This is a genomic window from Stenotrophomonas sp. 05L414_2 (assembly GCF_056397905.1).
In genome coordinates this window covers 40,913-67,151 of sequence record NZ_JBFTOJ010000012.1, presented here as the reverse complement: position 1 = coordinate 67,151, position 26,239 = coordinate 40,913, and the positions used below count along the sequence as shown (strand labels likewise).

The following is a 26,239-nucleotide window of genomic DNA, read 5'->3' as shown; positions in this document are numbered from 1 at the left end:
TGGGCGGGGAGGAGCGGTGTTACGTGGCGGTCATGGGGCGACGATGCTGGCGGAGTCGCCCTCCTGGCCGATCAGCACGGCGTTGGCCCAGTTGGCACAGACCTGGGCGGGTTGGCTGCCCTGCGCACCCAGCGTGCGCAGGCTCAGGGTGGAAAGGCCACGGATGTCCAGCTCCGGCTTGACCACGCCGGGTGCCTTCACCAGGCCGCTGTCATACAGCAGGCGGTTGTCGCCCCAGACCTGGAACTGCAGGCCACCGGCCGTGCGGCAGGCGTCGTCAATGCCGAGGTCGGCACGCAGCAGGCGCCATCCCCCCTGCAGGCGCAGGTCGATGCGGCTGTTGGCGGACACGCCCAGGCCGCGGCGGAACTGCAGGCCGTTCATGCGCATGCCGGCGTCGCCGGTGAACGCCTTGTCGGCGTGCACCTGGCTGGCCAGCGCGGCCGGCACCGGCAGCTCGGAGAGATAGCGCTGCCGGGCCGGTCGCTCCGGTTCCTGGTGTTCGAGGATGTGGAAGGTGGACAGCGCAATCGGGCCGACGTCGCGCGGTTGCAGCGCGTCGAAGGCACGCGCACTGCCCTGTGCAGCGGTCACCATCGGATCGGCGCTGGAGGCACCGTCACCTTCGGGGTTCTGCACGCTCAACACGCGGAAGCGCAGCAGGCGGCCGGCGTGGGCCGGGAAGTCGATGCGCTGCGTGCCTTCCTTCAGCTGCAGGTAGCCGCGGGCAATCGGTTCACCCCACTCGCCGTTGCTGTCGCCCAGGTACACTTCGTAGTCGCGCACCTGGCCGTGCTTCCAGTTCTTGTCGTTGCGCGGCGCGATGTCGATGCCATCAATCATCTTCCGTTCGCCGAAACCGATCACCCACTCATGGGCACCGGTGCGCACGGCCTGGTTGCGCACGCTGCGGAACCAGGTGGCCGGATCATCATCGAAGGCATTTTCCAGCGCATGGCCGGGTTCTTCGGCCGGGCGGTTGACCACCAGCAGGCTGTCGGCCGGCAGTTCGCGGCCCAGCACCGGTGCAGCCGGATAGGCATCGTCGGCGGCCGCTGCGGCGACGGCGAAGTCCAGCTGCAGCTGCAGCGGCTGGCGGATGTCCTGCGCCGCGGTGCGTACATGCAGGGTGCCGCGACGCTCCTTGGCATCGAAGTACCAACCCTCGCTGGCGCTGTTGAATGCGGTCGCGTCGGCCAGCGCCGGCAGCGCGCGGCCAGCGGCCTGCACCGCACGCGGCGCCTGCCGGCTGAGCACGCGCAGGCCATAGCGGCGCTGTGCCAGCTGGCCGTTGTACTGGCCCTGTACCGCATCGATCTGCACCTGTACCGGGCCGCTGCCCTGTGCCGGCGCCTGCACACTGATCCGCTGCGTGCTCGATTCGCCCTGCTGGTAGCGGCGGGTGTTGCCGTCATCTTCGTACAGCGTGTACTGCGAATCACCCTGCGGGTACAGGTCGAAGGTCACTTCATCGAGCGGTTTCTCGCCGTCGAACAGCATCGACGGGTACATCGGCAGGATCGCACCGGCACGCACGAACACCGGCAGCGTGRCCAGGTCCACCTGGCGGTCCAGCTGGCGGCCATCGGCGGCGGCCTGCACGCGGCGGCCATCCCAGTAGTCGATCCAGCCGCCGGCGGGCAGGTGGATGTCRCGGCGCCAACCACGGCTGGCGGCCTGGCTGCGGTAYACCGGYGCRAYCARCAGGTCGCGGCCGAGCAGGAACTGGTACTTGTAGGTTTCATCCTGCGCGTACGGATCGCGCGGGTTGTCCCACATCAGGCCACGCACCGGCGGTGCACCGGTCTGCGCAGCCTCATGCACCAGCCCATACATGTACGGGGTCAGGCGCATCTTCAACTTCAGGTAATCGCGGTTGATGCTGCGGTAGGGCTCGTCGTACCACCACGGGTGCTTGCGCGCATTCGACGACCAGCCGCTCATGCCCATCAGCACCGGGGTGAACGCCTTCCACTGCAGGTCGCGGGTGAAGGTCTCGGCGCTGCCGCCGAAGATCGCGTCCACATCGCCGCTGGCGTAGGCCATGCCGGACAGGCCCGAACCCACCAGGGTCGGCACATGCCAGCGGATGTAGTCCCAGCTGCTGCTCTGGTCGCCGGTCCAGGCCACGGCATAGCGCTGGATGCCGGCCCAGCCCATTACCGTCCACAGGAACGGGCGGGAATCGGAATTGTCGAGGATGCCGTTGAATGCCTGGCGGTTGGCATCCATCGCGAACTGGTAGCCCTTGCCGGTCCAGGCCACGTCCAGTTTCTGCACGCGGCTGCCGGCCTTGCCCACTTCCCAGGCGATCTTGTCGACGCCGTTCTCGGTCCACAGGCCGGTGCGGAAGCCGTACCCGGCCAGGCCCTTCACCGTCTCCGGCAACTGCTTGTAGCCGCAGCCATAACCATCGTTGGGCAGGATCCAGCCGCCGGGCATGTCGTTGGCGCGGTACTGCTTGGCCACGCTGTTGATCACATCCGGTGTGGTGCCGGTCGGGCCGTCGCTCCAGCCCTCGGGCACGGTGCCGGGCTTCTTGCCGTTGTCGCCATCGTTGTAGCAATCGGCATCGCCGTAGGACAGCGCCCAGCGCGCGACCATGTTCGGGCGGCCGGTCAGCTGGGTGTAGCGCTCGATCAGCTTCGGCAGGTCGGCGCCAACGAAGTAGTACGCATCGAAGCGGTCTTCACGATGCAGCAGGGTGGCCTGGTCGCTCTGCCGCAGGTCGTAGCTGCCATCGCTCCACGTATTGCGCAGCATGCCCCAGCCACGGCTGCTCAGCAGCATCGGTGCCGGGCTCGGGCGATCCCCCTCTTCCCAGCCGCCGGAGTACGAGACGTCCAGTTCGCGGCCCTTGAACTGGTAGCGGCCGTTCTGCTGGCCACCGCCGTAATAGCCTTCATCGGCCTGCGAGGACAGCACCTGCACGCTCTGCGCGGCATCCAGGTCCAGCGGCTGCAGTTCCTGCCACAGCGCGGTGGGCTGGCCGTTGTCCAGGCGCTCCAGGCGCAGGCGCAACGGCTGCCGCTGCACATGCAGCACGAGTGCAGCGGTACGCACGCGGATCTCCTGCGCATCTTCTTCCAGCTGTGCCTGCACGTTGGCCTTGGGCTGCGGCAGCACGATCGGCGCGGCCTTGTCACCGGCACCAGTCAGCTTGCCGTTGCGGCCGGCCTGTACGCGGATGATGTCGGTGGCCGGCAGTTCAATGCGGATGCGCGTGCCGTTGTCGGTCTGCAGGTCCCAGCCATTTACACCGTCGGTGCTGGCACTGGCGCTGACCGAGCGCAGGTTGCCGACCGGTGCGGCCTGGGCCGACAGGGACGCCGACAGCAGTGCCGGCAACAGGGCCAGCAGCAGTGGCGAACGACGAACGCAGATTTCCACACGGACTCCCAACCCGTTCACCGGGCGTTTCGAAAGCGGTTGGGCCGACTCTAGGGCAGCGATTCGAAAGATGTCAACAAATTGAAAGGAAAAAGGAAGATATATTTACATGAAACGAAAGTTGTTGCGGCGCAATACTTTGTGTAACCGCTTGCAGGCGCCTGTTAAGCATTGTGCGATACGGCATCCGGCGGTTTCTTTCGTTTCCGGAGTGATGCCACGCGAGGAAAGTCATCACCGCGATATCTTTCTTTTTACTTTCGGTATTTGACATTTCGAAAGAAAACGCAGATGGTGCGCTGGCCCAACTGGAACCTCCGAATGGACGTCACCCTGCTTTCCGATGTGTCCGCCTGGCAGCGCCGCGGCGGAGCCGATACCGCTACCGAAATCGCCCAGCAGCCGGCGCTGTGGGAAGCCCTTGCACAGGATCTGTCGCGTGCCCGCGACCGCCTGCAGGCCTTCCTCGGCGACAGCCTCAACGACCCGAACCAGCGCGTGCTGTTCACCGGCGCCGGCAGTTCCGGCTTCATCGCTGAAATGGTGGCCGATGCCATCAACGCGCAGTGGCCGGCCGAGGTGCGCGTGGTGCATACCACCAGCCTGCTCACCCATCCTGCGCTGTACCTGCAGCGCGATCGTCCGACCCTGCTGGTGTCGTTCGGCCGCAGCGGCTCCAGCCCCGAAAGCGTTGCCGCCGTCGACCGCGTGCGCAGTGACGTGGACGATGCGCGCTTCCTGGACATCACCTGCAATGCCGAGGGCGAACTGGCCCGCCGTGGCGCCGGCCGTGCCGACACCTGCACCCTGCTGATGCCGTCGGCCAGCTGCGACCGTGCATTCGCCATGACCAGCAGCCTGACCTGCATGCTGCTGGCGGCATTGACCGTGTTCGACCGTTCGCCGTGGGATGCGCGCATCGCGCGCCTGCAGCAGATTGCCGGTCTGGCCCGCGAAGGCCAGGCGCAGTGGGATGCAGCTGTGGCCGCGCTGGCGCAGCGCCCGTTCAACCGGGTCATCTACCTTGGCAGCGGCCCGCTGGAAGCACTGGCGCGCGAGGCTGCGCTGAAGGTGCTGGAGCTCACCGCCGGCCGCGTGCTGGCGCTGGCCAACACCCCGCTCGGCTTCCGCCATGGACCGAAGTCCACGCTGGACGGCAGCACCCTGGTGGTCGTGCTGCGCAGCGTGCAGCCGCTGGCACGCCGCTATGAGCAGGACCTGCTGGAAGAGCTGCGCCGCGACGGCGTGGCTGGCCAGGTACTGTCGATCGGCCCGCATTCGGATATCGGCGCCGACGATGACTACACCCTCACCGTGCCTGCCCTGGATGACCCGTGGCTGGCGCCGGTGTGGCTGGGCTTTGCGCAGCTGTACGCGCTGCAGCGTTCGGCCGCACTCGGCCTGACCCCCGACAATCCGTTCCCGGACGGCACCGTCAACCGCGTGGTCAAGGGTGTCACCATCCACCATGGCTGAGCTGATCGCCAACGCCTGCTACGGCATCGACATCGGCGGCACCAAGATCGAGCTGGTGGTGTGCGATGCGGCGATGCAGGTCACCTGGCGCCGCCGCGTGGCTACCCCGCAGGGCGACTACGACGGCTTCCTGCAGGCGGTGGTGACATTGGTTGCTGAAGCCGATGCTGCGCTGGGTCGCAGCGATGCGGCCATCGGCATCGCCCTGCCCGGCGTGCGTGATCGTCGCAACGGCCGCCAGCTCAGCGCCAATGTGCCTGCGCTGACCGGTCAATGCGTGGCGGCTGATCTGCAGGCACGCCTGCAGCGCCCGCTGCATTTCGGCAACGACCTGCAGTGTTTTGCGCTCTCTGAAGCGCACGGTGGCGCCGCCGATGGCTACCCCAGCATGTTCGGCGCCATCCTCGGCACCGGTGCCGGTGGCGGCTTCTGCCTGCAGGGGCGCCTGCTGTCCGGCTTCAACGGCCTGGCCGGCGAATGGGGCCACTGGAGCGTGCCGGGTCACCTGCTGCAGCGTCATGGCCTGCCGCTCATTGATTGCGCCTGTGGCCTGCAAGGCTGCGTGGAGCGCTACGTGTCCGGGAGTGGCCTGGCGATGATCGAGCGCCACCTCGGTGGCAGCGCTGCCGATGCCAGCGTGGTGGTCACCCTGGCCGAAGCCGGCGATGCGCGTGCACGGCAGGCGCTGGACATCCATCGCGACCTGCTCGGCCACAGCCTGGCCGCCCTGGTGCTGGCGCTGGACCCGCACGTGATCGTGCTCGGTGGCGGCCTGTCCCAGTACGCACCGCTGTACCAGCTGTTGCCGGCGGCCATCGCCGCGCATCTGTTCAACGGCGTGCAGGTGCCGCCCATCGTGCCGCCGCGCTTCGGCGATGCCGGTGGTGCACGCGGTGCCGCCCTGCTGGCCTGCCAACCCTCGTTTTCCTGATGTCCGGAGCTTGACCATGTCCCCGTTGCAGACCCTGCTTGCCTCCCACCGCGCCGGCCACAACGTCGGCCTGTACAGCGTCTGCTGCAGCAACGAACAGGTGCTGCGCGCGGCCATGCACGTGGCGTTGGCGCACGATACCGTGCTGCTGATCGAAGCCACCTCCAACCAGGTCGACCAGTTCGGCGGCTACACCGGCATGACCCCGCCGCAGTACCGCGACTACGTCGGTACCCTGGCCGATGAGGAAGGCTTCCCGCGCGAGCGCTTGATCCTCGGCGGTGACCACCTTGGCCCGAACGCCTGGCAGAAGCGCCCGGCCGCCGAAGCGATGACCCATGCGCGCGTGCTGATCGAGGCCTACGTCGCCGCGGGTTTCCACAAGATCCACCTGGACTGCAGCATGTCCTGCGCCGATGACCCGGTGCCGCTGCCCGATGCCATCGTTGCTGCACGTTCGGCCGAGCTGGCCGAGATCGCCGAGCGCACCGCCGCCGAGCACGGCCTGCCGCCGCCGGTCTATGTCATCGGTACCGAAGTGCCGATTCCCGGTGGCGAAGCCTCGCTGGCCGGTGGCCTGCAGGTGACCACCCCGGCCGCCGCTGCGCAGACCCTGGCCATCCATCGGCAGGCCTTCGATACCCCGCTGCTGCGCGATGCATGGCAGCGTGTGCTGGCCATGGTGGTGCAGCCGGGCGTGGACTTCGACCACAGCAGCGTGCACGAGTACGACGCGGCCGCCGCCAGCGAACTGGCCGACTTCCTCGAACAGCAGCCGCGCATTGTGTTCGAAGCGCATTCGACCGACTACCAGCGCGAAAGCGGCCTGCATGCGCTGGTGCGCGACCATTTCGCCATCCTCAAGGTCGGCCCCGCGGCGACCTTCGCCTATCGCGAAGCGCTGTTCGCACTCTCTGCCATCGAAGCCGAGCTGCTGCCGGCCGCGCAGTGCTCGCGCCTGCCGCAGGTGCTGGACGAGGTGATGGTGGCGCAGCCGAAGTCCTGGCAGTCGTACTACCAGGGCGACGAAGCGACCCTGCGCCTGCTGCGCAGCTATTCCTTCAGCGACCGCTGCCGCTACTACTGGGGCGAGCCGGCGCTGGTGCAGGCCGTGCACACCCTGTTTGCCAACCTGGAACAGCACGCGCCGCCGCTGGTGCTGCTCAGCCAGTACCTGCCGGAGCAGTACCGCGCCGTGCGCGAGGGCACCCTGGCCAATACGCCTACCGCCCTGGTGCAGCATCGCATCGGCCTGTGCCTGGGCGAATACGCCCGCGCCTGCAGCGCCAACCAGGCTGGAACCCGCAAGCACAACGCAAGTCCGGCTGCCGCCGATCTTGCGAACGGCTAATCTCTACCTTTCCCTGCGAAACCGAGAATGGCCATGCGCAACACCCGCTCCCGCCGGCAACAGATCCTGCAGCTGCTGATCGAGCACGGCTCGGTGCAGGTGGCCGATCTGGTCGAGCGCTTCGGCGTGTCGGCGGTGACCATCCGTGCCGACCTGACCCACTTCGAATCGCAGGGGCTGGCCACGCGTACCCACGGCGGTGCCACCCTGGTGCGTACACCGCCGCAGGAACAGGACATCCACGAAAAGGATGCGCTGAACCTGCCGCTGAAGGACTCCATCGGCACGGCGGCCGCGCGCCTGGTGCAGGCCGGTGACAACATCATCATCGACTCCGGCTCCACCACGATGACCCTGGCCCGCCATCTGCGCGAACACCGCGATGTGACGGTGATGACCAACGGCCTGAACATCGCCTGGGAACTGGCCAACGCCGCCGGCATCACCGTGCTGCTGACCGGCGGACTGCTGCGCCAGCAATCGCTGTCGCTGCAGGGCAGCCAGGCTGAAGCCAGCCTCAACTCTTACAGCTTCGACACGCTGTTCCTGGGCGTGGATGGCCTGGACCTGCAGTTCGGCCTGACCACCCACGACGAAGCCGAAGCCCGCCTCAACCACCGCATGGTCGAACGCGCGCGGCGCATCGTGGTGCTCACCGACGCCTCCAAATTCGGACGCGTCAGCCTGCACCGCATCGCCCGCCTCGATCAGATCCACGCCATCATCACCGACGCCGGCATCGACGACGCGACCCGCGAGGGGCTGCAGCGGCTGGGCATCGAAGTGATCATCGCCGAGCCCCCCGCATGACCGACACCCGCTCCCTGCACGGCCGCATCCTCACCCCGTTGGGCTGGCGTCGCGGCCAGGTCCAGTTCGATTCACACGTGCGCCAGCTGCAGGTAGATGACCACAGCGGCGGCGATGACCCGCAACTGCCGGTGATCCTGCCCGGCTTCATCGACCTGCACGTGCATGGCGCGGCCGGCGTCGACCTGATGCAGGGCGGCGACGTGGCCCGCAGCATCGCCCGCACCCATGCGCGCTTTGGTACCACCACGCTGCTGGCGACCACCATGACCGCTGGCCTGGACGAGATCGAATACGCGCTGCAGGGCGTTGCGGCAACGATGGCAGCGCCCGATGCCGATGCCGCCTGCATCGCCGGTGTGCACCTGGAAGGCCCCTTCATCAGCCCGCAGCGGCTGGGCGCACAACCCAATCGTACGATCGAGGCGACGATGGCGCTGGTGCGGCAGCTGCACGCGCTGGCACCGATCCGGGTGATGACGCTGGCGCCGGAGATCGGCGAGCACACCGCACTGATCCCCGCGCTGTCCGCACTCGGCATCCGCGTGCAGCTCGGCCACAGTGCAGGCACCTACGAGGAAGGCGTGGCCGCATTGCAGGCCGGCGCTTCCGGTTTCACCCATCTGTTCAACGGCATGACCGGCGTCGACCACTACCGGCCGGGCATCGCCGCCGCTGCCCTGGCGCATGCGCAGTACGCCGAGATCATTCCCGACCTGCAGCACATCCATCCCGGCGTGATCCGTCTGGCCGCACGCGCGATTCCGCGCCTGTATGCGGTAACCGACGCGACGGCCGCCACCGGCATGCCCGATGGTGAGTACGCACTGGGCGAGCAGCGCGTACACAAGTGCGGCGGCTGCGTGCGCCTGGCCACCGGCTCGCTGGCCGGCAGCGCGCTGACCATGGACCAGGCGCTGCGCAACCTGGTGCAGGTGGGTCTGGATCTGGCTGACGCATCGCAGCGCGTGTCCACCTTCCCGGCCGATTACCTGGGCTTGAGCGATCGCGGCCGCATTGCGCCCGACGCCCGCGCCGACCTGGTGGTGCTGGATGCGGAACTGCGCCTGCAGAAAGTGGTGGTAGGCGGTCGATTGATCGATCTGGACTGACACGCGCCATGCGGCCCGGATGCCGCACACAAGGCGCGCAAGCGCATTGCATCAGCCACGCACCATCCCGTCAGTCCAGGAACGAGCCGATGACCGCAGCCACTGCACCTGCCGTACCCGCTTCCACCGCCCCGCGCTGGCCCGTACGTTACCTGCTCTTCATCGGCGGCCTCGGTGGCCTGCTGTACGGCATCGACATCGGCATCATCGCCGGTGCCCTGCCCTACCTCGAAGCGACTGCCAGCCACGCCTGGCAGCTCAGCAGCCAGCAGCTCGGTTTCGTCGTCGCCGCGGTGCTGCTGGGCAGCGTGCTGTCCTCGCTGTTCGCCGGCATGATCGCCGACCTCATCGGCCGCCGTGGCGCGATGCTGCTGGCCGGCGTGCTGTTCACCGCCAGCATCCCGATCATGGCACTGGCCTCGGGTTACACCCCGCTGCTGCTGGGGCGCCTGCTGCAGGGTGTCAGCGGCGGCCTGATCGGCGTGGTCATTCCCCTGTACCTGGCCGAAGTGCTCAGCCCGGAACGACGCGGCCGCGGCGCGGCGATGTTCCAGCTGCTGCTGACCGTCGGCCTGGTGCTGGCCGCGTTGATCGGCCTGTACCACGCCCATGCCGTGGACGCTGCCGCAGAGTCGGTGCGCTCGCTGCCGGTCGCGCAGCAGGCGCAGGAGCTGTTCACGGTGAAGGACCACGCTTGGCGAACCATCTTCTGGACCTGCCTGGCACCGGGCCTGCTGTTCTGCGCTGGCATCTTCTGGCTGTCCGAATCACCGCGCTGGCTGGTGCGTCGTGGCCGCATCGATGATGCGCGCCGCAGCCTGCAGCGCGTGCTGCCCGCTGCCGACGTCGAGCCCACCCTGGCGCAGATCCAGGCTCCGGAATCGAGCAGCAGCAGCGGCAAGCGTGACCCGCTGCTCAGCCGCCGCTACGTGGTGCCGTTCGTGTTGGCCTGCGTGGTGCTGGCCTGCACCCAGGCCACCGGCATCAACTCGGTGCTGGCCTATGCGGTCAACATCCTCAACCAGGCAGGCCTGTCCGGCTCGGTGGCCAACGGCGCCGACGTGGCGATCAAACTGCTCAACGCGGTGATGACCGTCGCCGCGCTGCTGCTGGTCGACCGCAAGGGTCGCAAGTTCCTGCTGATGCTGGGCAGCGGTGGCATCTGCGTGGCCCTGCTGGCCGCAGCAACGCTGTTCTTCCAAGCCGAACGGGGCCGCGCCGACGTGCAGCCGCACCTGCAGGCCGCAGTGAGTGGCGATGGTCTGCAACTGGTACTGGATGACGCGCAGTGGCAGCGGCTTGCCGGTGGCGTCGACCGCGAAGGCCGGCCACTGCAGCTGACCGTGTCCTACGCCTATGGCGACTTCACCAACGTGCGCGCGCTGCGCAGCGACAACCTGACCGACCGCGAGCTGCGCATCGAGCGCGCCGGCACCGTGCAGCCGGACAGCGTCATCGGCGCGTTCTTCCGCACGTTGCACCTCAATCCGTTCGCCGACCCGGCCAGTGCCGCGCAGGCACCGCTGCGCATCGAGCAAGCCCGTATCGGCCCGATTCCGCCGCCCGCGCATGGCTGGGCCGTCGCTGCCTGCATCCTGGTATTCGTGGCGTTCTTCGCAGTTGGCCCAGGCGTGTGCGTGTGGCTGGCGCTGTCCGAGCTGATGCCCAACCGCATCCGCTCCAACGGCATGAGCATCGCGCTGCTGGTCAACCAGTTCGTGTCCACCACCATTGCCGCCATCTTCCTGCCGACGGTGGGACACTACGGCTACGCCAGCATGTTCCTGTTCTGGGCGGGCTGCACGTTCGTGTTCTTCCTGGTGGCCGCATTCTGGCTGCCGGAAACCAAGGGGCGCTCGCTGGAAGAGATCGAAGCCGGGTTTGCAGGAAAGCAGCGCTGATTCAGCGCTGCTGTGGCGGCGCAGGGCCGCCGTGCACGATGTAGCGCGCCATGTCGTGCACTTCGGCCACGCTCATGTTGGTACCGGCCACCTGCATGGACTCGCCAAAAGGGCCCGCTATGGTGGCCACGGACAGCACGTGGTCATCGACGGTAAGCGCCACCTGCTTGCCCACCAGGGCCTCGGTCGCGTGCAGCAACCGGCCGGCGGACTCCTTGCGGAACGTCAGTTCCAGTACGGGCTGGTGCGCGGCGTCCAACGCCGCTCGCACGTCGACGATATCGGCACTGGTGAGCATCGGCGGCGCTTTCACGGCGATGCTGCGCCCTTGCCACTGCAGGGTAGCGCGACCATCGGGATCGACCTCACGCATCTGCACCTGCACCCCCTCCCGCGGCGGATGCCGGGTCTCCGCCGGAAGCACCCGGTTGCAGCCCGCCAGCAGCAACACCGCGAGGCCGCCGCCGAGCAGCGCCCATCTGTTCCAGGCCCGCATCAGCGCAGCTTCCTCAGCTTGAACGCCACCAGCACCTGCAGCACGCCGTACAGCAGGCTGCCTATGCCGATCCACAACGTGGTTACCGCCACGCCGGCATACGGATTGGCCGCGAACAGCAGGCCCAGCACGATGGCCAGCACGCCGCTGAGAATCAGCAACCACTCACCCTGGATCTGCCTGCGCACGCGGATGGCGAAGACGATGCGATAGATGCCTGCCACCAGCAGCCATGCCGCCAGGAACAGCACCAGCACGCTGGCGGTGGCCAGCGGATTGATCACCGCCAGGATACCGAAGCCCAGCGAGGCGACCACATACAGCAGCAGCCAGCCACGCGAGGCGCCACTACCACCGGTAATCAGCGCCAGCAGGCTGATGACGCCTTCCACGATCGCCATCACGCCCAGCGTCCACGCCAGCGCGATAGCCGCTGACATCGGCCAGCCGATCGCGATGATGCCGAAGCCCAGCGCGACCAGACCGTACAGCAGCAGGATCCACCAGCTGCGTCCAACGGCCGACAACAAGGGAGACAGAGGGGAATTCATGACCACTCCTTCGATCCGGGTTCGCGAACATCCTAGACCTACGGAATGAAAGGCGCGATCACGGCACCCGCGCACAGACCCATGCCCGCACATCTTCAGCCCCCACCAGCCGCAGCGTCTCGGCGACTTCCAGCACGGTGCTGCCGGTGGTCATCACGTCGTCGACGATGGTCAGCCGCGCGGGGACGGCACCGCGCACATCGAAGGCGTCGAACAGGTTGTCGCGGCGCTGCTCGGCGCTGCGTTCGGACTGCGGCGCGGTATGACGGCGACGGTACAGCCCGCGCCACCTCGGCGTCCGCAGCAGCCGACACAGCTCGGCTGCCTGATCATAGCCGCGCTGGCGCAGGCGTTTGGGATGCAGCGGCACCGGTACCAGCGGTGGGCACGACCATGGCGGCGGATTGCGCAGCATCAACTGCGCAAGCAGGCGTCCGGCAGCCAGGTCCTGGTGGAATTTGTAGCGGACCAGCAGTTGATCGATCGGCGGCACGTACAGCAGGCTGGCGTGGGTAGCGGTCTGCGGCGGCGGCTCGTCACGGCAGGTGCCGCAGATGGGCAGGGCTTCCTCCGGTAGCGGCAGCGCGCAGCGAAGGCAGGCGCGACCCGCCCACGGTAGGTCGGCGAGACAGGCGACGCAGAGGTCGAGGGTGTCGTGGCCGCGCTCGCTGCAGACCAGGCAGCGCAGGGGCAGCAACAGGCGAAAGGCGGCCTGCAACGGTTCACCAAGGGCAGAAGGCAGTGGGAAGCGCATGCCGCAGCATCGCCCTGCAAGCGCAGGCTGCCCATCGGTAAAGGGGCTGCCTGCATGTCAGTACAGGGAGCGTTGGCCGATGGGGGCTGCACCTTGCCAGGCCGTAGACCTGCATCGCACCTGCTACCGCGCGCTTCCATCCACGTACGGCCGGAACTGCAGAACCACTACTGGCCGATCCTGCGCCAGCTATCATCAGGATGGGCGCGGTTGCCCTGGATGGACCTCTACTGCATGGACGGACTGACGCTGGTCAAAGCAACTGCGCAGGACGCAGATGTGGTCTTCAGATTGATGCAGCTGTACTACTTCGAAGCCTCTGCCTGGAGTGGTGAGGAGATCCTTGCCGATGGTCTCTACGACTGCACACTTGCCGATGTCCGGGCCCGCCTGCAGGAAGAGCCGGAGTGGACCCGTCTGCTCTGGCTCGATGGCCAGCTGTGTGGATTCGTCCAGGTGGATGAAGTCGACTTCCAGGGGCGGCGCCTGCCAGAGTTGGCCGATCTGTTCATCCTTCCAAGGCATCGGGGCAAAGGCATCGCGTCCGCAGTGGTCGCAGAGCTTGTGCGGCCAACGGCGGGAGAATGGCTGCTGGCCACATTCCGCAAGGATCATGTGGCGCACGCATTCTGGGAACGGAATCTTGCAAGGATGGGCATGGCGTGCAGCATCCCAGCCGGGTCAGAAGGAACAGACTTCCGCTTGTTCCTGATCAGGGCGATATGACGATGGGGAGCCCCCCAGCTCCCCGGTCAGCACTCGCCCACGCCAGGATGGCCAATACCTTCAGGACGGTGCAACCACGCATGGGCTTGTCCTGCTCCTGGCGGCGGCAGCCCAAGGCTGGACGTGGCTGGCTTGGGCTCACCGGGGGTCAGCCGCACGCAGCGGATCGACCACCGTGAATTCCCCTCAAAACTCGATCCCGTTGGCTGCACGCTGGCAGGCAGGCAGTCCCAGCGCGATACGCGTTCGCCCGACCGTGGCCGCGATCTCCTGTTCAAAGCCAGCCCCTGACTCCAGGCAATGCAGCAGCCCGACAACCCTCTGCTTCAGCTCAACGGCCCATGGCACGTCATTTGGATCGGCGATCACTTCTGTAAACAGCAACCCACTGCGTTCGACCTCACCCGCCAACCCCGCCAACACCGCCGAGTGGTACGTGTTCCATAGCGCGGGCGATGCATTGGCAGTAGTCCACGCCAGCGCGTGGGCGATCGAGGGGAAGCGATCGCGCAGCGCAAGGACTTCCTGCGCTGCACGCCTGGCCAGCAGCGTGGCCTCCGCCGAGAACTGCTCCTCGTCGATGAATTCGTGGAAGGTTCCCACTCTGTGCCCGGCGTCGAATGAAAGGAAGTCCTTCTCATGCCAGAGCCAGCACGCTCCAACATTCAGATAGCTTCCCTTCCGTCCCGAAGAGGGCTGGAATTCAACCACGCCGATCCACCATACCTGGTCGTCGATCCAGATTCTGGAGCGTCCCTTCTGCACGCAGCCCAGAGGGCGCAGCACCGTTCTGGCTGCAGCGTTGATCATTCGAGAGTGCTGAGCGGTCGACATCGAAGGCATCCTTGCGCTTGCGAACGTTCGCGGAATCGTACTGGAAGGAACGTCGGCCAGCACCATTGAATCGGCGAAGAACCCGCCCACTCGTCCCTTCAACATTGCTGGTCGTCCGCTTCATACGAAAGCGCAGAGACGTTGGTGAAACCAGAAAGGGGGCCCGCTGCGGGCACCGCGCACAGGAGTGCGGTGGTGTGCGCAGCGTGACACTTCCGCAAACGACACTGGAAGCGGGTGAATCAATGATCCTGCCGATTCACTCCATCATGCGCTCTCGCCAACGGCGCTTCTCCACGGTCCGGATGTTGGGCTGCGCGCGCAGTACATCCAGATATCGAGAAAGATGAAGCAATTCATCGTCGCAACCATCACCAGTGAACTCCCGCACCTGTATCAGATTTCCGTAGTTCTTGGCGTACTTGCTGGGAGTGTCGTCAATGCCGATCATCTGCTCCAGCGCAAAGCCTAGACGTTTCAGTTTGGCCAGGCGCTTCTGGCTGGTGTAGCCACCGGTCTCCCAATCACGCGCAGTACTGCAACGCTGGGACGACCACAGGAACTCCAGCGTGCGCCCTGGCATCAACCATGCCACCAGTGGCTCGGCATACAGACTGCCGGAAGATGTCCACACCCCTACGTTGAAGTGCGCGAATGCGAAATCCAGGAAGTCGTCAACGTAGGGCCGCTTGTAGACGTGATAGCCCACCACTTGAGTGTCAGCAGGACGGTGCAACTGACGCGCACTGGCATGAACCAGCGTTTCATCGAGATCGAGCACCAGGAGCTTTCGGTCAGTTGTGGGCATGTTTCCGGTCTGGTCTCGTTCCACGCTCAGCGGCATCGATAAAGTAAAAGTACTCGACAAGGTAGCGGCTGGGTCCGCCGCCTTTCAACAACATACCCCACAGCGTCAGCAGCATGCTGGACGCCCTGGGCCTACCCACACTGGTGGCCAGATGCCTGGTGGCAGCCCGGCTGGGGGACTGGTTGCCCAGGCTGAGATACCCGTCCGCTGCTTGACAGGCTGCCGGGATGTCCGGACCCTTCGCGGCATGACAATCGACGTCGAACACCTGAGCCTGCGCGAACTGAACGCCCTTGTGACTGCTGCCGAGCAGCGGAGGGCGCTGGTTGCCAGCCGCCGCCCCGTGGCCGTTGTCCGTCGCAAGCTGATCGCCTTCGCCGCGCAGTGCGGCTACACGATTGAAGAGCTGATCGGGGCCGCGCCCGCCGAGGCCGCTGCACCGGTCCGCAAACCTGCCACACGGCGCAAGGCGGGCAAGGTGGCGGCCAAGTACCGCGACCCGGACAACAAGCGCAATACGTGGTCGGGCCGCGGCCGGATGCCGCGCTGGCTTGCCGAGAAGACCAAGCATGGCCGCAGCCCTGCCGATTTCCTGATTCCCGGGTTGGGCCGGTCCGACGTTCGAAAGTCCAGCGCGATCGGGCAGAGAACCGTCTTCAAGCAGAGCTGACCCGGCGCACTTCGCTGTAGCGCATGCGCGACAGGTCGCCGGCAGCCTGCAGCGCGCCACGCTCGACCAGCTTGCGCACACGCCCTGCGTAGAACACCTCTGGAATTCCCGGCGGACGTTCGGGATCCAACGACATCGCCGTGCCCACGATATAGGCGACTTTGCGGAACTGACCGTCACAGTGGGAAAGCAGCTGCTGATCGATCCGCGCGACGTCCTCCTCGGTCAGCGCTGCGATGCGGTGCCGCTGTTCGTTGGTGAGGTGCGCATCGCAGTCCGGCGCGTCGTCAGTGTCAGCCAGCCGGCCATTTACAGCCAGCAGGCGGACCAGCACGAAGAAGCCAAAGTCTGCCAACTCCGCTTCGGACAGGCCTACCGGGTCGGCAAGCATGCCTGGTGGATAGTCCTTGAACGTAACGAACGTGCGGTGCTGCCACATACCGGCGGTGTCCGATTTCCGCAGGTCATCCATTACCACGCGCAAGCCTCCATCGGGCAGATCAGCCAGGCTGCACAGCACAGCGTTGCGAAGGGTTGCGGCGTTCTTGTGCGTGTCCATGCCGATTCTCACATTCCATGCGTAGCGGCGAACTTAGCACCGCTGCAACTGACGCGGGCGACGACTTCCTGTAAACCACTATTTTATATTAATAGTTGACAGCGTTCCCAACCCCACCCAGACTGCGCCCTCGCTCCAGCCCTTCCAAGGTCCCGCCATGGCAACCGCCATCCGCCACGACTGGCACCACGACGAACTGCAGGCGCTGTTCGACCTGCCCTTCCCGGAACTGCTGTTCCGCGCCGCCGCCGTCCACCGCGAGCATTTCGACCCGGCCCAGGTGCAGGTCTCCACGCTGTTGTCGGTGAAGACCGGTGGCTGCCCGGAAGACTGCGCGTACTGCCCGCAGGCGCAGCGCTACAGCACCGGGGTCAACGCACAGAAGCTGATGGACACCGATGCGGTGCTGGCCAAGGCCCGCCAAGCCAAAGCGGCCGGTGCCTCGCGTTTCTGCATGGGTGCAGCGTGGCGTTCGCCGAAGGACCGCGACATCCCCAAGGTGGCAGCAATGATCGCCGGGGTGAAAGCGCTGGGCCTGGAAACCTGCGCCACGCTGGGCATGCTCAGTGGCGASCAGGCGCGCGCGTTGAAGGACGCCGGCCTGGACTACTACAACCACAACCTCGATACCGCGCCGGACTACTACGAGTCGATCATCCACACCCGGCAGTACCAGGATCGCCTGGATACGCTGGGCCATGTGCGCGATGCGGGGTTGAAGACCTGCTGCGGCGGCATCGTTGGCATGGGTGAAACACGCGCGCAGCGGGTCGGCCTGCTGCTGGCGCTGGCCACCTTGCCGGCGCATCCCGATTCGGTGCCGATCAACAAGCTGGTGCAGGTGGCCGGCACGCCGCTGCATGGCAGTGCCGAGCTGGACCCGTTCGAGTTCGTGCGCATGATCGCCGTGGCCCGCATCGCCATGCCGCATTCGATGGTGCGGCTGTCGGCCGGCCGCGAGGCGATGAGTGACGAGCTGCAGGCGCTGTGCTTCCTCGCCGGCGCCAACTCCATCTTCCATGGCGACAAGCTGCTGACCACCGGCAACCCGGAGAGCGAGCGCGACATGGCCTTGTTCGCACGCCTGGGCCTGCAGCCGATGGCGGTGCAGGTGGACGCCGACGGTCATGACCATGGCGGCACCGTGCATGCCGATATCAGCGCCGATGGCCCCGGCTGCGGCTGCGCCCACGCGGCCTGAGCCGGCGGCCAAGCAGGCGTCGCGGCAACGCGCTACCCTAGCCGCCCCGTCGCCGCATCCAGCCGCCATGGCACGCCCCGACCTGACCGCCCGCCTCCAAGCCCAGCGCGCGTTGCGCGATGCACAAGGCCGTCGCCGCCCGCGGCGCACGGTCACCCGTCGCGATGGCGTGCGCCTGGAAGTCGATGGGCGCTGGCTGACAGGCTTCTGCAGCAACGATTACCTGGGCCTGGCCCAGCAGTTCAGCGTGGTCAACGCACTGCAGGATGCCGCTGCGCGCGAAGGCGCCGGTGCCGGTGCCTCGCATCTGGTCTGCGGCCACCACGCGCTGCACGACGCATTGGAACGCGAAGTGGCCGAGTGGCTCGGTTACCCGCGTGCCTTGCTGTTCGGCAGTGGCTTCACCGCCAACCTGGCCGTGCAGCAGGCGCTGCTGGGCGAAGAGAACGATGTCTGCGTGCAGGACAAGCTCAACCACGCCAGTCTGCTCGATGCTACCCGGCTGGCCGGCGCGCGCCTGCGCCGCTACCCGCACCTGGACGCGGAAGGTGCGATGCGCCAACTCAAGCATGCGCCCGATGGCGCAGCGATGCTGGCTACCGACGGTGTCTTCAGCATGGATGGCGATATCGCGCCGCTGCGTGCGCTGTCGCTGGTCGCGCGCCTGCAGCAGGCGCTGTTCTACGTGGACGATGCGCATGGCGTGGGCGTGCTCGGCGATGGTCGTGGCGCGGTCGCCACCGCCGGCCTGGGCGTGGACGATGTGCCGCTGCAGCTGGTCACCCTGGGCAAGGCGCTCGGCGGTTCCGGCGCGCTGGTGCTCGGCCGCGAAGACCTGATCGAGCACCTGGCCGAAACCGCACGCCCCTACATCTACACCACCGCCATGGCGCCGGCGCTGGCGGCATCCGCACTGGAAGCGGTGCGCCTGGCCCGCCGCGATCATTGGCGGCGGGCGAAGCTGGCCGATCTGATTGCCCTGTTCCGCAGCGAAGCGCGACGTCATGGGCTGGATCTGATGGCATCGGAAACGCCGATCCAGCCGCTGTTGTGTGGCGACGACCACACTGCCATGGCGATGTCGCAGGCGCTGGAGCAGGCCGGCTGGCTGGTCGGCGCGATCCGCCCACCGACCGTGCCGGAAGGCAAGGCGCGCCTGCGCGTCACCTTGTCCGCGCTGCACACCACCGAGCAGGTACGCGGCCTGGTCGAAGCCATCGCCGTTGCACGCGACCGCGTGGCCTTTGCCGCGCGCGAAGTGCTGCCGCCGTCGTTACCGGCGCTGGCCTGAGTGATCGTGTAGTTCCCCATGCATATTGAAGTGACCGGCCATGGGCCGGACCTGGTACTGATCCACGGCTGGGCCCTGCAGGGCGGCGTGTTTGCGCCGCTGGTGCAGCGCCTGGCCGATCGATTCACGCTGCATCTGGTCGACCTGCCCGGCCATGGCCACAGCCGCGATGACAGCACCCCGCTGCGCCTGCCGTTCGTGGTCAATGCCATTGCCGCGGCCACGCCGCCAGCGGTGTGGTGCGGTTGGTCACTGGGCGGTCTGTTCGCGCTGCACGCGGCGGCCACGCTGCCGAAGGTGCGCGGTCTGGCGATGATCGCCGCCACGCCGCGCTTCGTGCGCGGCGATGACTGGCCGCATGCGGCGGAGCCATCGGTATTCGAGCAGTTCGGTCGTGACCTCGCGCAGGACTTCAGTGGCACCCTGGAACGTTTCCTGGCACTGGACGTGATGGGTTCGGCGCATGCCCGCGAGGAACTGCGCACGCTGCGGCAGCGCCTGGTCGAACGCGGAGCGCCCACCGAACGCGCACTGCACGAGGGCCTGCAGCTGCTGGAGAACACCGACCTGCGCGGTGCCCTGCCCGCACTGGGCAAGCCCAGCCTGTGGATTGCCGGCCAGCGTGACCGTCTGGTCTCGCCGGCGGCGATGCAGGCCGCTGCCGCGCTGGCGCCCGGGGGGCAGTCGTTGACCGTGGGTCATGGCGGCCACGCCCCCTTCCTCGGCCACGCCGATGACGTTGCAGCCGCCCTGCAACACTTCATTGCCGGCCTGTCACCGGCCGATGGCGGACAATGAGCCTTCCTAAGCTTGTGCAGGACTGACGCATGGATCTGGGCATTTCCGGCCGCTGGGCACTGGTCTGCGGCGCCAGCAAGGGGCTTGGCCTTGGCTGCGCGCGCGCATTGGTGCGCGAAGGCGTGAACGTGGTCATCGTCGCCCGCGGTGACGCTGCGCTGCAGGCCGCGGCTGAAGAACTGCGTACGCTGCCCGGTGCCGCTGGAGTGCGGGCGATCGCCGCCGACGTCACCACCGAGGCGGGCCGCGCCCAGGCGCTGGCCGCCTGCCCGCAGGTCGACATCCTGGTGACCAACGCCGGCGGCCCGCCGCCGGGCGACTTCCGCACGTTCGAGCGCGACGACTGGATCGCCGCGCTGGACGCCAACATGCTGGCGCCGATCGCGCTGATCCGCGCCACCGTGGACGCGATGATCGAGCGCGGCTTCGGCCGCATCGTCAACATCACCTCGTCATCGGTGAAGGCACCCATCGACGCGCTGGCGCTGTCCAACGGCGCGCGCAGCGGCCTGACCGGCTTCGTCGCCGGGCTGGCGCGGCGCACCGTCGTCCACAACGTCACGATCAACAATCTGCTGCCCGGCCAGTTCGATACCGACCGCCTGCGCGCCAACTTCGCCCACGCCGCCGGCCAGGACGGGGACGTGCAGGCGGTGGCCGAACGCCGCCGCCAGCAGATTCCCGCCGGCCGTTTCGGCACGCCGGATGAATTCGGCGCCGCCTGCGCCTTCCTGTGCAGTGCACAGGCCGGTTACCTCACCGGGCAGAACCTGCTGATCGACGGCGGCGCCTACCCCGGTACGTTCTAAGAGACTTCTGCAATGCCGTCCCACTTCGATGCCCGCCATGTCCGCCGCGCCTTCGCCCGCGCCGCCACCAGCTACGACGCTGCCGCCGCCCTGCAGCGCGAGGTGCAGTCGCGGCTGCTGGAATCGCTGGACTACCTGGAGGCACGCAAGCCGGAGGTGGTGCTGGATATCGGTGCCGGCACCGGCCATGCCAGTGCGCTGATGAAGAAGCGCTGGCCGAAGGCGCAGGTGATCGCGCTGGACGTGGCACTGCCGATGCTCGACCAGGCCAAGCGCCAGGCCGGCTGGTGGAAGCCGTTCCAGCGCCTGGCCGCCGATGCCACGGCGCTGCCGTTGGCCGACAACAGCGTCGATGTGATCTTCAGCAACCTGTGCCTGCAGTGGGTGGACGACCTGCCGGCGGTGTTCGCCGGTTTCCGCCGTGTGCTCAAGCCCGGTGGGTTGCTGGTGTGTTCGACGTTCGGGCCGGAAACGCTGGTCGAGCTCAACGAGGCCTTCGCCGCCGCCGACGACCGCCCGCACGTGAGCCGCTTCGCGCAGATCGCCCAGTTCGGCGATGCGCTGATGATGGCCGGCTTCCGTGATCCAGTTCTGGACCGCGACCTGTTCACCCTGACCTACGACGACCTGCCCTCGTTGATGCGCGAGCTGCGCGCGATGGGCGCGACCAACGCACGGGTCGATCGCCGCCATACGTTGACCGGCCGGGGGCGGTTCGCGGCGGCAGCGGCGGCGTACGAACCGATGCGCCGTGCCGATGGCAAGCTGCCCAGCAGCTGGGAAGTAATCTACGCCCATGCCTGGGCGCCGGATCCGGGCGCGCCGATCCGCGAAGGTGGGCATGACATTGCTTCCGTGCCGGTGTCGGCGATCCCGATCCGGCGCAAGCAGACCTGATGTCGGCACGCGATCCGCACTGGTAGATGCCGACCTTGGTCGGCGCTGTGCTTCCCGTGCCGACCAAGGTCGGCAACTACCAAAAGCAGGTCCCGGCCAGGCGCGCGTTATGGGTAGCGCCGGGCCATGCCCGGCGAGCGCAGCGGCAGCCGCTCAGGTATTGGCCGGTGAACTCAACGGCGGCCGTACCAGGTCGCGGTGGAAGAAGTAGATCTCCTGCACCAGGAAACGCCAGCTGGTATGGAAGCTGCGGAAGCGCGTGCTGGGCGTGGACGAGGCCAACGCCTGGATGCCCAGCGCCTTGCTCAGGCGCAGCGCGCGCGCCATGTGCAGCGGGTCGCTGACGATGATCACCGAATGCAGCTTGCGCTGGTCCATCAGCCGCTTGGCCTCGACCAGGTTCTGCACGGTATTGCGCGAGGCGGTCTCGATGAGGATCGCCTCATCGGGAATGCCGTGCTTGAGCGCATAGCGCCGGGCCACCTGCGATTCCGAGAAGCGCGCACCGGTGCCGCCGTAGCCTCCGGTAAAGATCAGCAGTGGCGCGTAGCCGGCGTCGTACAGATCCAGGCCGTGGCGGATGCGCTCTTCAAACACCGGCGAGGGCTTGGCATCGTAGGCCGCCGCACCCAGCACGATGATCGCGTCCGCCTTGGCCGCCTGGTCGCGCTCGCCGACCCAGACGATCCAGGCGGTCACGCCCAGCAGCCAGATCACCAGCAGTACGAACAACCGCCACACCCAACCGAGCAGGCCGGTACGTTCGCGATGGCGGCCGCGGCTCATGGCGCTCCCCAACGCAGGGCAGGCAGATCGACATTGCCGCCGGACAGCACCAGTCCAACGCGCAGGCCGGCGAAGCGCGCAGGCTGCGCAAGCACCGCTGCCAGCACGATCGCCGAGGATGGCTCGACCACCTGCTTGAGCACGTCCCACAGCAGGCGCATCGCCGCCACGGTGGCGGCATCGTCAACCACGATGACCTCGGCGCCCGCCGCCTGCAGCAGCGCGAAGTTGGGTGCGCCGATCAGCGTGCGCAGTCCGTCGCAGATCGTGTCCGGGGTAAATGCCTCCTGGCGCTTGCCGGTCGCCAGCGAACGGGCGGTGTCGTCGGCACCGGCCGGCTCGGCCAGCACCAGCCGCGTGCCCGGGCTGGCGTGCTGCAGGGCCAACGCAGTGCCACTGGCCAGGCCACCACCGCCCACCGGCACCACCAGCACGTCGAACGGCCCCTCGCTGTGCAGCAGCTCCAGCGCGGCCGTGCCCTGCCCGGCGATCACCGCGGGGTTGGTGTACGGATGGACCAGAGTGGCGCCGGTATCGGCCTGCACCTTGGCGCAGGTGGCCTCGCGGTCGGCAATGGTGGCCGGGCAGCGCCAGAGGGTGGCGCCATGCCGGGCGATATTGGCCAGCTTGGCGGCCACGGCCCCTTCCGGCACCACCACATGGCAGGGAATGCCCCGTGTGCGGGCAGCCAGCGCCAAAGCGGCACCGTGATTGCCGGAGGAATGGGTCACCACACCGGCACCGGCGTGATCGGCATCCAGCGACCACACCGCATTGCACGCACCGCGGAACTTGAACGCGCCGCCGCGCTGCAGGTGCTCGGCCTTGAACGCCAGTTGCGCACCGGCCAACGCATCCAGCGTGCGCGAGCGCAGCACCGGGGTCACGCTGGCATGGGGCGCGATCCGCGCGGCGGCGGCGAGGACGTCATCAGCGCGGGGCAACAGTGAATCGCTCATGACGCAAGATTAACGTATGGCCCCGCGCTGGCGAGGGCGCCATCGGTCATGCCAGCATGCATGCCTACACCGCCATTCATCCTGGCCGGCGGAATTAAGGGCTGATTCAACGCCGGCGGCTGAAGCTGCCTGCATACCCGTCCTCTGGGGGGACCCATCATGAAAACGCGCCTGATGCTTGCCGGTGGCCTGCTGCTGGCCCTGACCGGTTGCACCACCTATGACTATGTCGGTGGCCGCGGCGGTGGCTACTACCACGGTGCGCCGTCGGTGGAGTACCGCTACCCCTATGGCTACCCGGCCGACTACGGCTATCCGTATTACGGCGGCGGTGGCTATTACGGCTATGGCGGCCCTTACTACCAGCGGCCGATCTACCGCCCGCCGCACCACAACCACCGCCCGCCACCGCGTCCCGGCAACGGCGGCGAAAACCGCCCGCCACCGCCGCCGCGCCAGAACAATGGCGGCTCGCCCTGGCGCAACATGGATTCGATGCGTCGACCGCCGCAGCCTGCACAGCGGGTCGAGCGCCCCTCGCCGCCGCCGCAGGCGCGTCCGGCTCCGGCTCCGCGTGCGCCGAGGATGAACAGTTCCCCCTGGCGTGCCATGGATCGTGAGAGATAGCGCACAGTTGACGCTTGTTCCATCTTGCATTTCACACGGTCCAAGCCTCAATCTACGCAGGTGGTGACGGCCAGCGTCACAAAGTGACAAAAGCGTTAAGGGCCCGTCCCAAACAGCTCTACGTCGATATCCGACAGGAACATCTGGATCCCCCCTGTTCCGGCCCTGTCGGATGTCGGCACCTTTAAAGACGAACGGCCCCGCACTGCGGGGCCGTTTGTTGTTTGGGACACCAGGGCGCGCGGGACACTAGATCCACGCCATGCGTGGATGCCGCGTTCCCAGCCGCCCCAAAAAACAGGGCCGGACAGTCCCCCGACTGCCGGCCCCTCTGCTTCCCCACCGTGCGCCTGTACCGGCCCCTGTTCCAATTCCGGTCACCAGCGCCCGCGGCGCCAGCCACGGTGGGTGCTATTGGGTTATCTGCAAAAATCCTGCCAACTTTAGGGTTGATTTCGACGCCGGCCGGCCGGCGCCAACGTCCCTGCCCCGATTGGCGCTAAAATCGCCACCCCGGCGCCGTCTCCGGCTGCGCCTGCCCCTTGCTGAACAGCCCCCATGATCGACTCCTTCCATCGTTACGACGTCATCGTCATCGGCGGTGGCCACGCCGGCACCGAGGCCGCGCTGGCTGCGGCCCGTACCGGCGTGCGCACCCTGTTGCTGACCCACAACATCGAAACGGTGGGAGCGATGAGCTGCAACCCGGCCATCGGTGGTATCGGCAAGGGCCATCTGGTCAAGGAAATCGACGCCCTCGGCGGTGCGATGGCGCATGCCGCCGACCGCGCCGGCATCCAGTGGCGCACCCTCAACGCCTCGAAGGGCCCGGCCGTGCGCGCCACCCGCTGCCAGGCCGACCGCAACCTGTACCGCATGGCGATCCGCGCCATCGTCGAGGGCCAGGCCAACCTGACCGTGTTCCAGGCGGCGGTGGATGACCTGGTCATCGAGGGCGACCACGTGCGCGGGGTCATCACCCAGACCGGCCTGCGTTTCGATGCCGAGGCCGTGGTGCTGACCGCCGGCACCTTCCTGGCCGGCAAGATCCACGTCGGCCCGACCCAGTACGCAGCCGGCCGCATGGGCGATCCGCCCGCCACCACGCTGGCTGCACGCCTGCGCGAGCGGCCGTTCCAGGTGGACCGCCTGAAGACCGGCACGCCACCGCGCATCGACGGCCGTTCGCTGGACTACAGCGTGATGGACGAGCAGCCCGGCGACACGCCGCGCCCGGTGATGTCCTTCCTCGGCTCGGTGGATGAGCATCCGCAGCAGGTCAGCTGCTGGATCACCCACACCAGCGAGCAGACCCACCAGATCATCCGCGACGCCCTGCACCGTTCGCCGCTGTACAGCGGCCAGATCGAAGGCATCGGCCCGCGCTACTGCCCSTCSATCGARGACAAGGTGGTGCGCTTTGCCGAGAAGGCCAGCCACCAGATCTTCGTCGAGCCCGAAGGSCTGGRCRTSGTSGARATCTAYCCCAACGGCATTTCCACCTCGCTGCCGTTCGACGTGCAGCTGGAGATGGTGCGCAGCATSCGYGGYTTCSAGAACGCGCACATCACCCGCCCCGGCTATGCCATCGAGTACGACTTCTTCGATCCACGCGGGCTGAAGGCTTCGCTGGAAACCAAGCTGGTCAACGGCCTGTTCTTCGCCGGCCAGATCAACGGCACCACCGGTTATGAAGAAGCTGCCGCACAGGGCCTGCTGGCCGGCCTCAACGCCGCTCGCCAGGTGCGTGGCCTCGAGGGCTGGTGCCCGCGTCGCGACGAAGCCTACCTCGGCGTGCTGGTGGATGACCTGATCACCCACGGCACCAACGAGCCGTACCGCATGTTCACCAGCCGCGCCGAGTACCGCCTGCAGCTGCGCGAAGACAACGCCGATCAGCGCCTGACCCCGACCGGCCGCGACATGGGCCTGGTCGATGATCGTCGCTGGCGGGCCTTCGAAACCAAGCAGGCTGCCGTAGCCGCCGAGCGCACGCGCCTGGGCGCGCTGTGGGCCACGCCGGCCAATGCGCTGGGCCGCGAAGTGCAGGAAACGCTGGGCGTGGCGGTCAGCCGCGAAACCAACGTGCTGGACCTGATCAAGCGCCCGGAACTGGATTACGCGCAACTGATGCGGGTGCCCTCGCTCGGCCCGGCCGTGGCCGATGGCAAGGTGGCCGAACAGGTGGAAATCGGGGTGAAGTACGCCGGTTACCTGGATCGCCAGCGCGAGGAGATCGAGCGCCAGCAGCGCCATGAAGCAACGCCGATTGCCGGCGATTTCGACTACGCCATCGTGCGCGGGCTGTCGGCCGAAGCGCTGCAGAAGCTCGAGCGGGTGCGTCCGCAGACCATCGGCCAGGCCCAGCGCATTCCGGGCATGACCCCGGCGGCGATCTCGCTGCTGCTGGTGCACCTGGAGCGCGCACGGCGCGGACGCGTGGCATAGCCCCGATGATCGCGTGCGCCGGGCATGGCCTGGCGCTACACGTATCCGCCTGCT

General features: G+C 67.4%; 24 protein-coding genes. 15 read left to right on the top strand and 9 right to left on the bottom strand.

Annotation, left to right across the window (positions count from 1 at the left end):
* Nucleotides 1-30: 30 nt before the first annotated feature.
* Nucleotides 31-3,390, bottom strand: coding sequence for a TIM-barrel domain-containing protein (locus AC1DJN_RS03325; RefSeq protein WP_478038856.1), 3,360 nt, complete (start codon nucleotides 3,388-3,390; stop codon nucleotides 31-33).
* A gap of 321 nt (nucleotides 3,391-3,711) precedes the next feature.
* Between AC1DJN_RS03325 and AC1DJN_RS03320 the strand changes: the two genes are divergently transcribed.
* The 6 genes from AC1DJN_RS03320 (at nucleotide 3,712) to AC1DJN_RS03295 (ending at nucleotide 10,971) form a co-directional block, all read left to right on the top strand.
* Nucleotides 3,712-4,866, top strand: a complete 1,155-nt coding sequence (locus AC1DJN_RS03320; protein WP_025877469.1) for an SIS domain-containing protein — start codon at nucleotides 3,712-3,714, stop codon at nucleotides 4,864-4,866.
* Nucleotides 4,859-5,797, top strand: a complete 939-nt coding sequence (locus AC1DJN_RS03315; RefSeq protein WP_025877472.1) for an ROK family protein — start codon at nucleotides 4,859-4,861, stop codon at nucleotides 5,795-5,797. The genes AC1DJN_RS03320 and AC1DJN_RS03315 overlap by 8 nt, the downstream gene beginning before the upstream one ends.
* Nucleotides 5,798-5,813: 16 nt before the next feature.
* Complete coding sequence (locus tag AC1DJN_RS03310; protein WP_032976872.1) at nucleotides 5,814-7,148, top strand: D-tagatose-bisphosphate aldolase, class II, non-catalytic subunit; 1,335 nt, start codon at nucleotides 5,814-5,816, stop codon at nucleotides 7,146-7,148.
* A gap of 33 nt (nucleotides 7,149-7,181) precedes the next feature.
* On the top strand, nucleotides 7,182-7,958 hold the full coding sequence (locus AC1DJN_RS03305; RefSeq protein ID WP_032976943.1) for a DeoR family transcriptional regulator: 777 nt from the start codon (nucleotides 7,182-7,184) through the stop codon (nucleotides 7,956-7,958).
* Nucleotides 7,955-9,070: an N-acetylglucosamine-6-phosphate deacetylase gene (locus tag AC1DJN_RS03300; protein WP_032976871.1), complete on the top strand. Its 1,116-nt coding sequence runs from the start codon at nucleotides 7,955-7,957 to the stop codon at nucleotides 9,068-9,070. The genes AC1DJN_RS03305 and AC1DJN_RS03300 overlap by 4 nt, the downstream gene beginning before the upstream one ends.
* A gap of 89 nt (nucleotides 9,071-9,159) precedes the next feature.
* Nucleotides 9,160-10,971 carry an MFS transporter gene (locus AC1DJN_RS03295; protein WP_032976870.1) on the top strand — a complete coding sequence of 604 codons (1,812 nt, stop codon included), beginning with the start codon at nucleotides 9,160-9,162 and terminating at the stop codon, nucleotides 10,969-10,971.
* Nucleotide 10,972: 1 nt separating this feature from the next.
* Here the strand turns inward: AC1DJN_RS03295 and AC1DJN_RS03290 are convergent, their stop codons facing one another.
* From AC1DJN_RS03290 to AC1DJN_RS03280, 3 genes are read right to left on the bottom strand one after another with little or no spacing between them, the layout of a single operon-like run.
* Nucleotides 10,973-11,467, bottom strand: a complete 495-nt coding sequence (locus tag AC1DJN_RS03290; RefSeq protein ID WP_025877482.1) for a SecDF P1 head subdomain-containing protein — start codon at nucleotides 11,465-11,467, stop codon at nucleotides 10,973-10,975.
* Nucleotides 11,467-12,018 carry an HdeD family acid-resistance protein gene (locus AC1DJN_RS03285; protein ID WP_025877483.1) on the bottom strand — a complete coding sequence of 184 codons (552 nt, stop codon included), beginning with the start codon at nucleotides 12,016-12,018 and terminating at the stop codon, nucleotides 11,467-11,469. The genes AC1DJN_RS03290 and AC1DJN_RS03285 overlap by 1 nt, the downstream gene beginning before the upstream one ends.
* 58 nt (nucleotides 12,019-12,076) lie before the next feature.
* Complete coding sequence (locus tag AC1DJN_RS03280; RefSeq protein WP_032976869.1) at nucleotides 12,077-12,772, bottom strand: ComF family protein; 696 nt, start codon at nucleotides 12,770-12,772, stop codon at nucleotides 12,077-12,079.
* 234 nt (nucleotides 12,773-13,006) lie between these two features.
* Between AC1DJN_RS03280 and AC1DJN_RS03275 the strand changes: the two genes are divergently transcribed.
* Nucleotides 13,007-13,498: a GNAT family N-acetyltransferase gene (locus AC1DJN_RS03275; protein WP_161763245.1), complete on the top strand. Its 492-nt coding sequence runs from the start codon at nucleotides 13,007-13,009 to the stop codon at nucleotides 13,496-13,498.
* A 186-nt stretch (nucleotides 13,499-13,684) separates the two neighbouring features.
* On the opposite strand, the gene AC1DJN_RS03270 is transcribed toward AC1DJN_RS03275, so the two are convergent.
* Nucleotides 13,685-14,332: a DUF4304 domain-containing protein gene (locus AC1DJN_RS03270; protein ID WP_235189966.1), complete on the bottom strand. Its 648-nt coding sequence runs from the start codon at nucleotides 14,330-14,332 to the stop codon at nucleotides 13,685-13,687.
* A gap of 259 nt (nucleotides 14,333-14,591) precedes the next feature.
* The gene (locus AC1DJN_RS03265) at nucleotides 14,592-15,113 is read right to left on the bottom strand and encodes an HAD family hydrolase (RefSeq protein ID WP_157804433.1); all 522 of its coding nucleotides are present in this window, start codon (nucleotides 15,111-15,113) and stop codon (nucleotides 14,592-14,594) included.
* Nucleotides 15,114-15,387: 274 nt separating this feature from the next.
* Here AC1DJN_RS03265 and AC1DJN_RS03260 point away from each other — a divergent pair, with 274 nt between their 5' ends.
* Nucleotides 15,388-15,810, top strand: a complete 423-nt coding sequence (locus AC1DJN_RS03260; protein ID WP_032976866.1) for an H-NS histone family protein — start codon at nucleotides 15,388-15,390, stop codon at nucleotides 15,808-15,810.
* Here AC1DJN_RS03260 and AC1DJN_RS03255 read toward each other — a convergent pair.
* Nucleotides 15,797-16,369, bottom strand: coding sequence for a DUF3658 domain-containing protein (locus tag AC1DJN_RS03255; protein ID WP_032976865.1), 573 nt, complete (start codon nucleotides 16,367-16,369; stop codon nucleotides 15,797-15,799). The genes AC1DJN_RS03260 and AC1DJN_RS03255 overlap by 14 nt on opposite strands.
* Nucleotides 16,370-16,526: 157 nt before the next feature.
* Between AC1DJN_RS03255 and bioB the strand changes: the two genes are divergently transcribed.
* The 5 genes from bioB (at nucleotide 16,527) to bioC (ending at nucleotide 21,365) form a co-directional block, all read left to right on the top strand.
* Entirely contained in the window at nucleotides 16,527-17,570 is a 1,044-nt protein-coding gene (gene bioB / locus AC1DJN_RS03250; RefSeq protein ID WP_478038846.1) for a biotin synthase BioB, read from the top strand.
* A 67-nt stretch (nucleotides 17,571-17,637) separates the two neighbouring features.
* Nucleotides 17,638-18,861 carry an 8-amino-7-oxononanoate synthase gene (gene bioF, locus AC1DJN_RS03245; protein WP_032976863.1) on the top strand — a complete coding sequence of 408 codons (1,224 nt, stop codon included), beginning with the start codon at nucleotides 17,638-17,640 and terminating at the stop codon, nucleotides 18,859-18,861.
* Nucleotides 18,862-18,879: 18 nt separating this feature from the next.
* Nucleotides 18,880-19,659 carry a pimeloyl-ACP methyl ester esterase BioH gene (bioH, locus tag AC1DJN_RS03240; protein ID WP_032976862.1) on the top strand — a complete coding sequence of 260 codons (780 nt, stop codon included), beginning with the start codon at nucleotides 18,880-18,882 and terminating at the stop codon, nucleotides 19,657-19,659.
* 29 nt (nucleotides 19,660-19,688) lie between these two features.
* The gene (locus AC1DJN_RS03235) at nucleotides 19,689-20,468 is read left to right on the top strand and encodes an SDR family oxidoreductase (RefSeq protein WP_032976861.1); all 780 of its coding nucleotides are present in this window, start codon (nucleotides 19,689-19,691) and stop codon (nucleotides 20,466-20,468) included.
* Nucleotides 20,469-20,480: 12 nt separating this feature from the next.
* Nucleotides 20,481-21,365, top strand: coding sequence for a malonyl-ACP O-methyltransferase BioC (gene bioC / locus AC1DJN_RS03230; RefSeq protein WP_025877501.1), 885 nt, complete (start codon nucleotides 20,481-20,483; stop codon nucleotides 21,363-21,365).
* A gap of 153 nt (nucleotides 21,366-21,518) precedes the next feature.
* Here bioC and AC1DJN_RS03225 read toward each other — a convergent pair whose 3' ends face one another.
* Nucleotides 21,519-22,151, bottom strand: coding sequence for a YdcF family protein (locus AC1DJN_RS03225; protein ID WP_025877503.1), 633 nt, complete (start codon nucleotides 22,149-22,151; stop codon nucleotides 21,519-21,521).
* On the bottom strand, nucleotides 22,148-23,110 hold the full coding sequence (locus AC1DJN_RS03220; RefSeq protein WP_025877505.1) for a pyridoxal-phosphate dependent enzyme: 963 nt from the start codon (nucleotides 23,108-23,110) through the stop codon (nucleotides 22,148-22,150). The genes AC1DJN_RS03225 and AC1DJN_RS03220 overlap by 4 nt, the downstream gene beginning before the upstream one ends.
* 159 nt (nucleotides 23,111-23,269) lie before the next feature.
* Here AC1DJN_RS03220 and AC1DJN_RS03215 point away from each other — a divergent pair, with 159 nt between their 5' ends.
* Both AC1DJN_RS03215 and mnmG read left to right on the top strand, forming a co-directional pair.
* Nucleotides 23,270-23,737, top strand: a complete 468-nt coding sequence (locus AC1DJN_RS03215; RefSeq protein WP_032952020.1) for a hypothetical protein — start codon at nucleotides 23,270-23,272, stop codon at nucleotides 23,735-23,737.
* A gap of 558 nt (nucleotides 23,738-24,295) precedes the next feature.
* Entirely contained in the window at nucleotides 24,296-26,185 is a 1,890-nt protein-coding gene (mnmG, locus tag AC1DJN_RS03210; protein WP_478038844.1) for a tRNA uridine-5-carboxymethylaminomethyl(34) synthesis enzyme MnmG, read from the top strand.
* Nucleotides 26,186-26,239: the final 54 nt, after the last annotated feature.

What these genes read in the sequence shown, in the direction of transcription:
- AC1DJN_RS03285 (WP_025877483.1), bottom strand. Translation starts at nt 12,018, where the DNA reads ATGAATTCCCCTCTGTCTCCCTTGTTGTCGGCCGTTGGACGCAGCTGG.
- bioF (WP_032976863.1), top strand. Translation starts at nt 17,638, where the DNA reads ATGGCACGCCCCGACCTGACCGCCCGCCTCCAAGCCCAGCGCGCGTTG.
- AC1DJN_RS03215 (WP_032952020.1), top strand. Translation starts at nt 23,270, where the DNA reads ATGAAAACGCGCCTGATGCTTGCCGGTGGCCTGCTGCTGGCCCTGACC.
- bioH (WP_032976862.1), top strand. Translation starts at nt 18,880, where the DNA reads ATGCATATTGAAGTGACCGGCCATGGGCCGGACCTGGTACTGATCCAC.
- AC1DJN_RS03220 (WP_025877505.1), bottom strand. Translation starts at nt 23,110, where the DNA reads ATGAGCGATTCACTGTTGCCCCGCGCTGATGACGTCCTCGCCGCCGCC.
- AC1DJN_RS03255 (WP_032976865.1), bottom strand. Translation starts at nt 16,369, where the DNA reads ATGGACACGCACAAGAACGCCGCAACCCTTCGCAACGCTGTGCTGTGC.
- AC1DJN_RS03270 (WP_235189966.1), bottom strand. Translation starts at nt 14,332, where the DNA reads ATGTCGACCGCTCAGCACTCTCGAATGATCAACGCTGCAGCCAGAACG.
- AC1DJN_RS03320 (WP_025877469.1), top strand. Translation starts at nt 3,712, where the DNA reads ATGGACGTCACCCTGCTTTCCGATGTGTCCGCCTGGCAGCGCCGCGGC.
- AC1DJN_RS03235 (WP_032976861.1), top strand. Translation starts at nt 19,689, where the DNA reads ATGGATCTGGGCATTTCCGGCCGCTGGGCACTGGTCTGCGGCGCCAGC.
- AC1DJN_RS03295 (WP_032976870.1), top strand. Translation starts at nt 9,160, where the DNA reads ATGACCGCAGCCACTGCACCTGCCGTACCCGCTTCCACCGCCCCGCGC.
- AC1DJN_RS03310 (WP_032976872.1), top strand. Translation starts at nt 5,814, where the DNA reads ATGTCCCCGTTGCAGACCCTGCTTGCCTCCCACCGCGCCGGCCACAAC.
- AC1DJN_RS03225 (WP_025877503.1), bottom strand. Translation starts at nt 22,151, where the DNA reads ATGAGCCGCGGCCGCCATCGCGAACGTACCGGCCTGCTCGGTTGGGTG.
- bioC (WP_025877501.1), top strand. Translation starts at nt 20,481, where the DNA reads ATGCCGTCCCACTTCGATGCCCGCCATGTCCGCCGCGCCTTCGCCCGC.
- AC1DJN_RS03305 (WP_032976943.1), top strand. Translation starts at nt 7,182, where the DNA reads ATGCGCAACACCCGCTCCCGCCGGCAACAGATCCTGCAGCTGCTGATC.
- AC1DJN_RS03280 (WP_032976869.1), bottom strand. Translation starts at nt 12,772, where the DNA reads ATGCGCTTCCCACTGCCTTCTGCCCTTGGTGAACCGTTGCAGGCCGCC.
- AC1DJN_RS03315 (WP_025877472.1), top strand. Translation starts at nt 4,859, where the DNA reads ATGGCTGAGCTGATCGCCAACGCCTGCTACGGCATCGACATCGGCGGC.
- AC1DJN_RS03290 (WP_025877482.1), bottom strand. Translation starts at nt 11,467, where the DNA reads ATGCGGGCCTGGAACAGATGGGCGCTGCTCGGCGGCGGCCTCGCGGTG.
- AC1DJN_RS03300 (WP_032976871.1), top strand. Translation starts at nt 7,955, where the DNA reads ATGACCGACACCCGCTCCCTGCACGGCCGCATCCTCACCCCGTTGGGC.
- AC1DJN_RS03260 (WP_032976866.1), top strand. Translation starts at nt 15,388, where the DNA reads ATGACAATCGACGTCGAACACCTGAGCCTGCGCGAACTGAACGCCCTT.
- AC1DJN_RS03275 (WP_161763245.1), top strand. Translation starts at nt 13,007, where the DNA reads ATGGACGGACTGACGCTGGTCAAAGCAACTGCGCAGGACGCAGATGTG.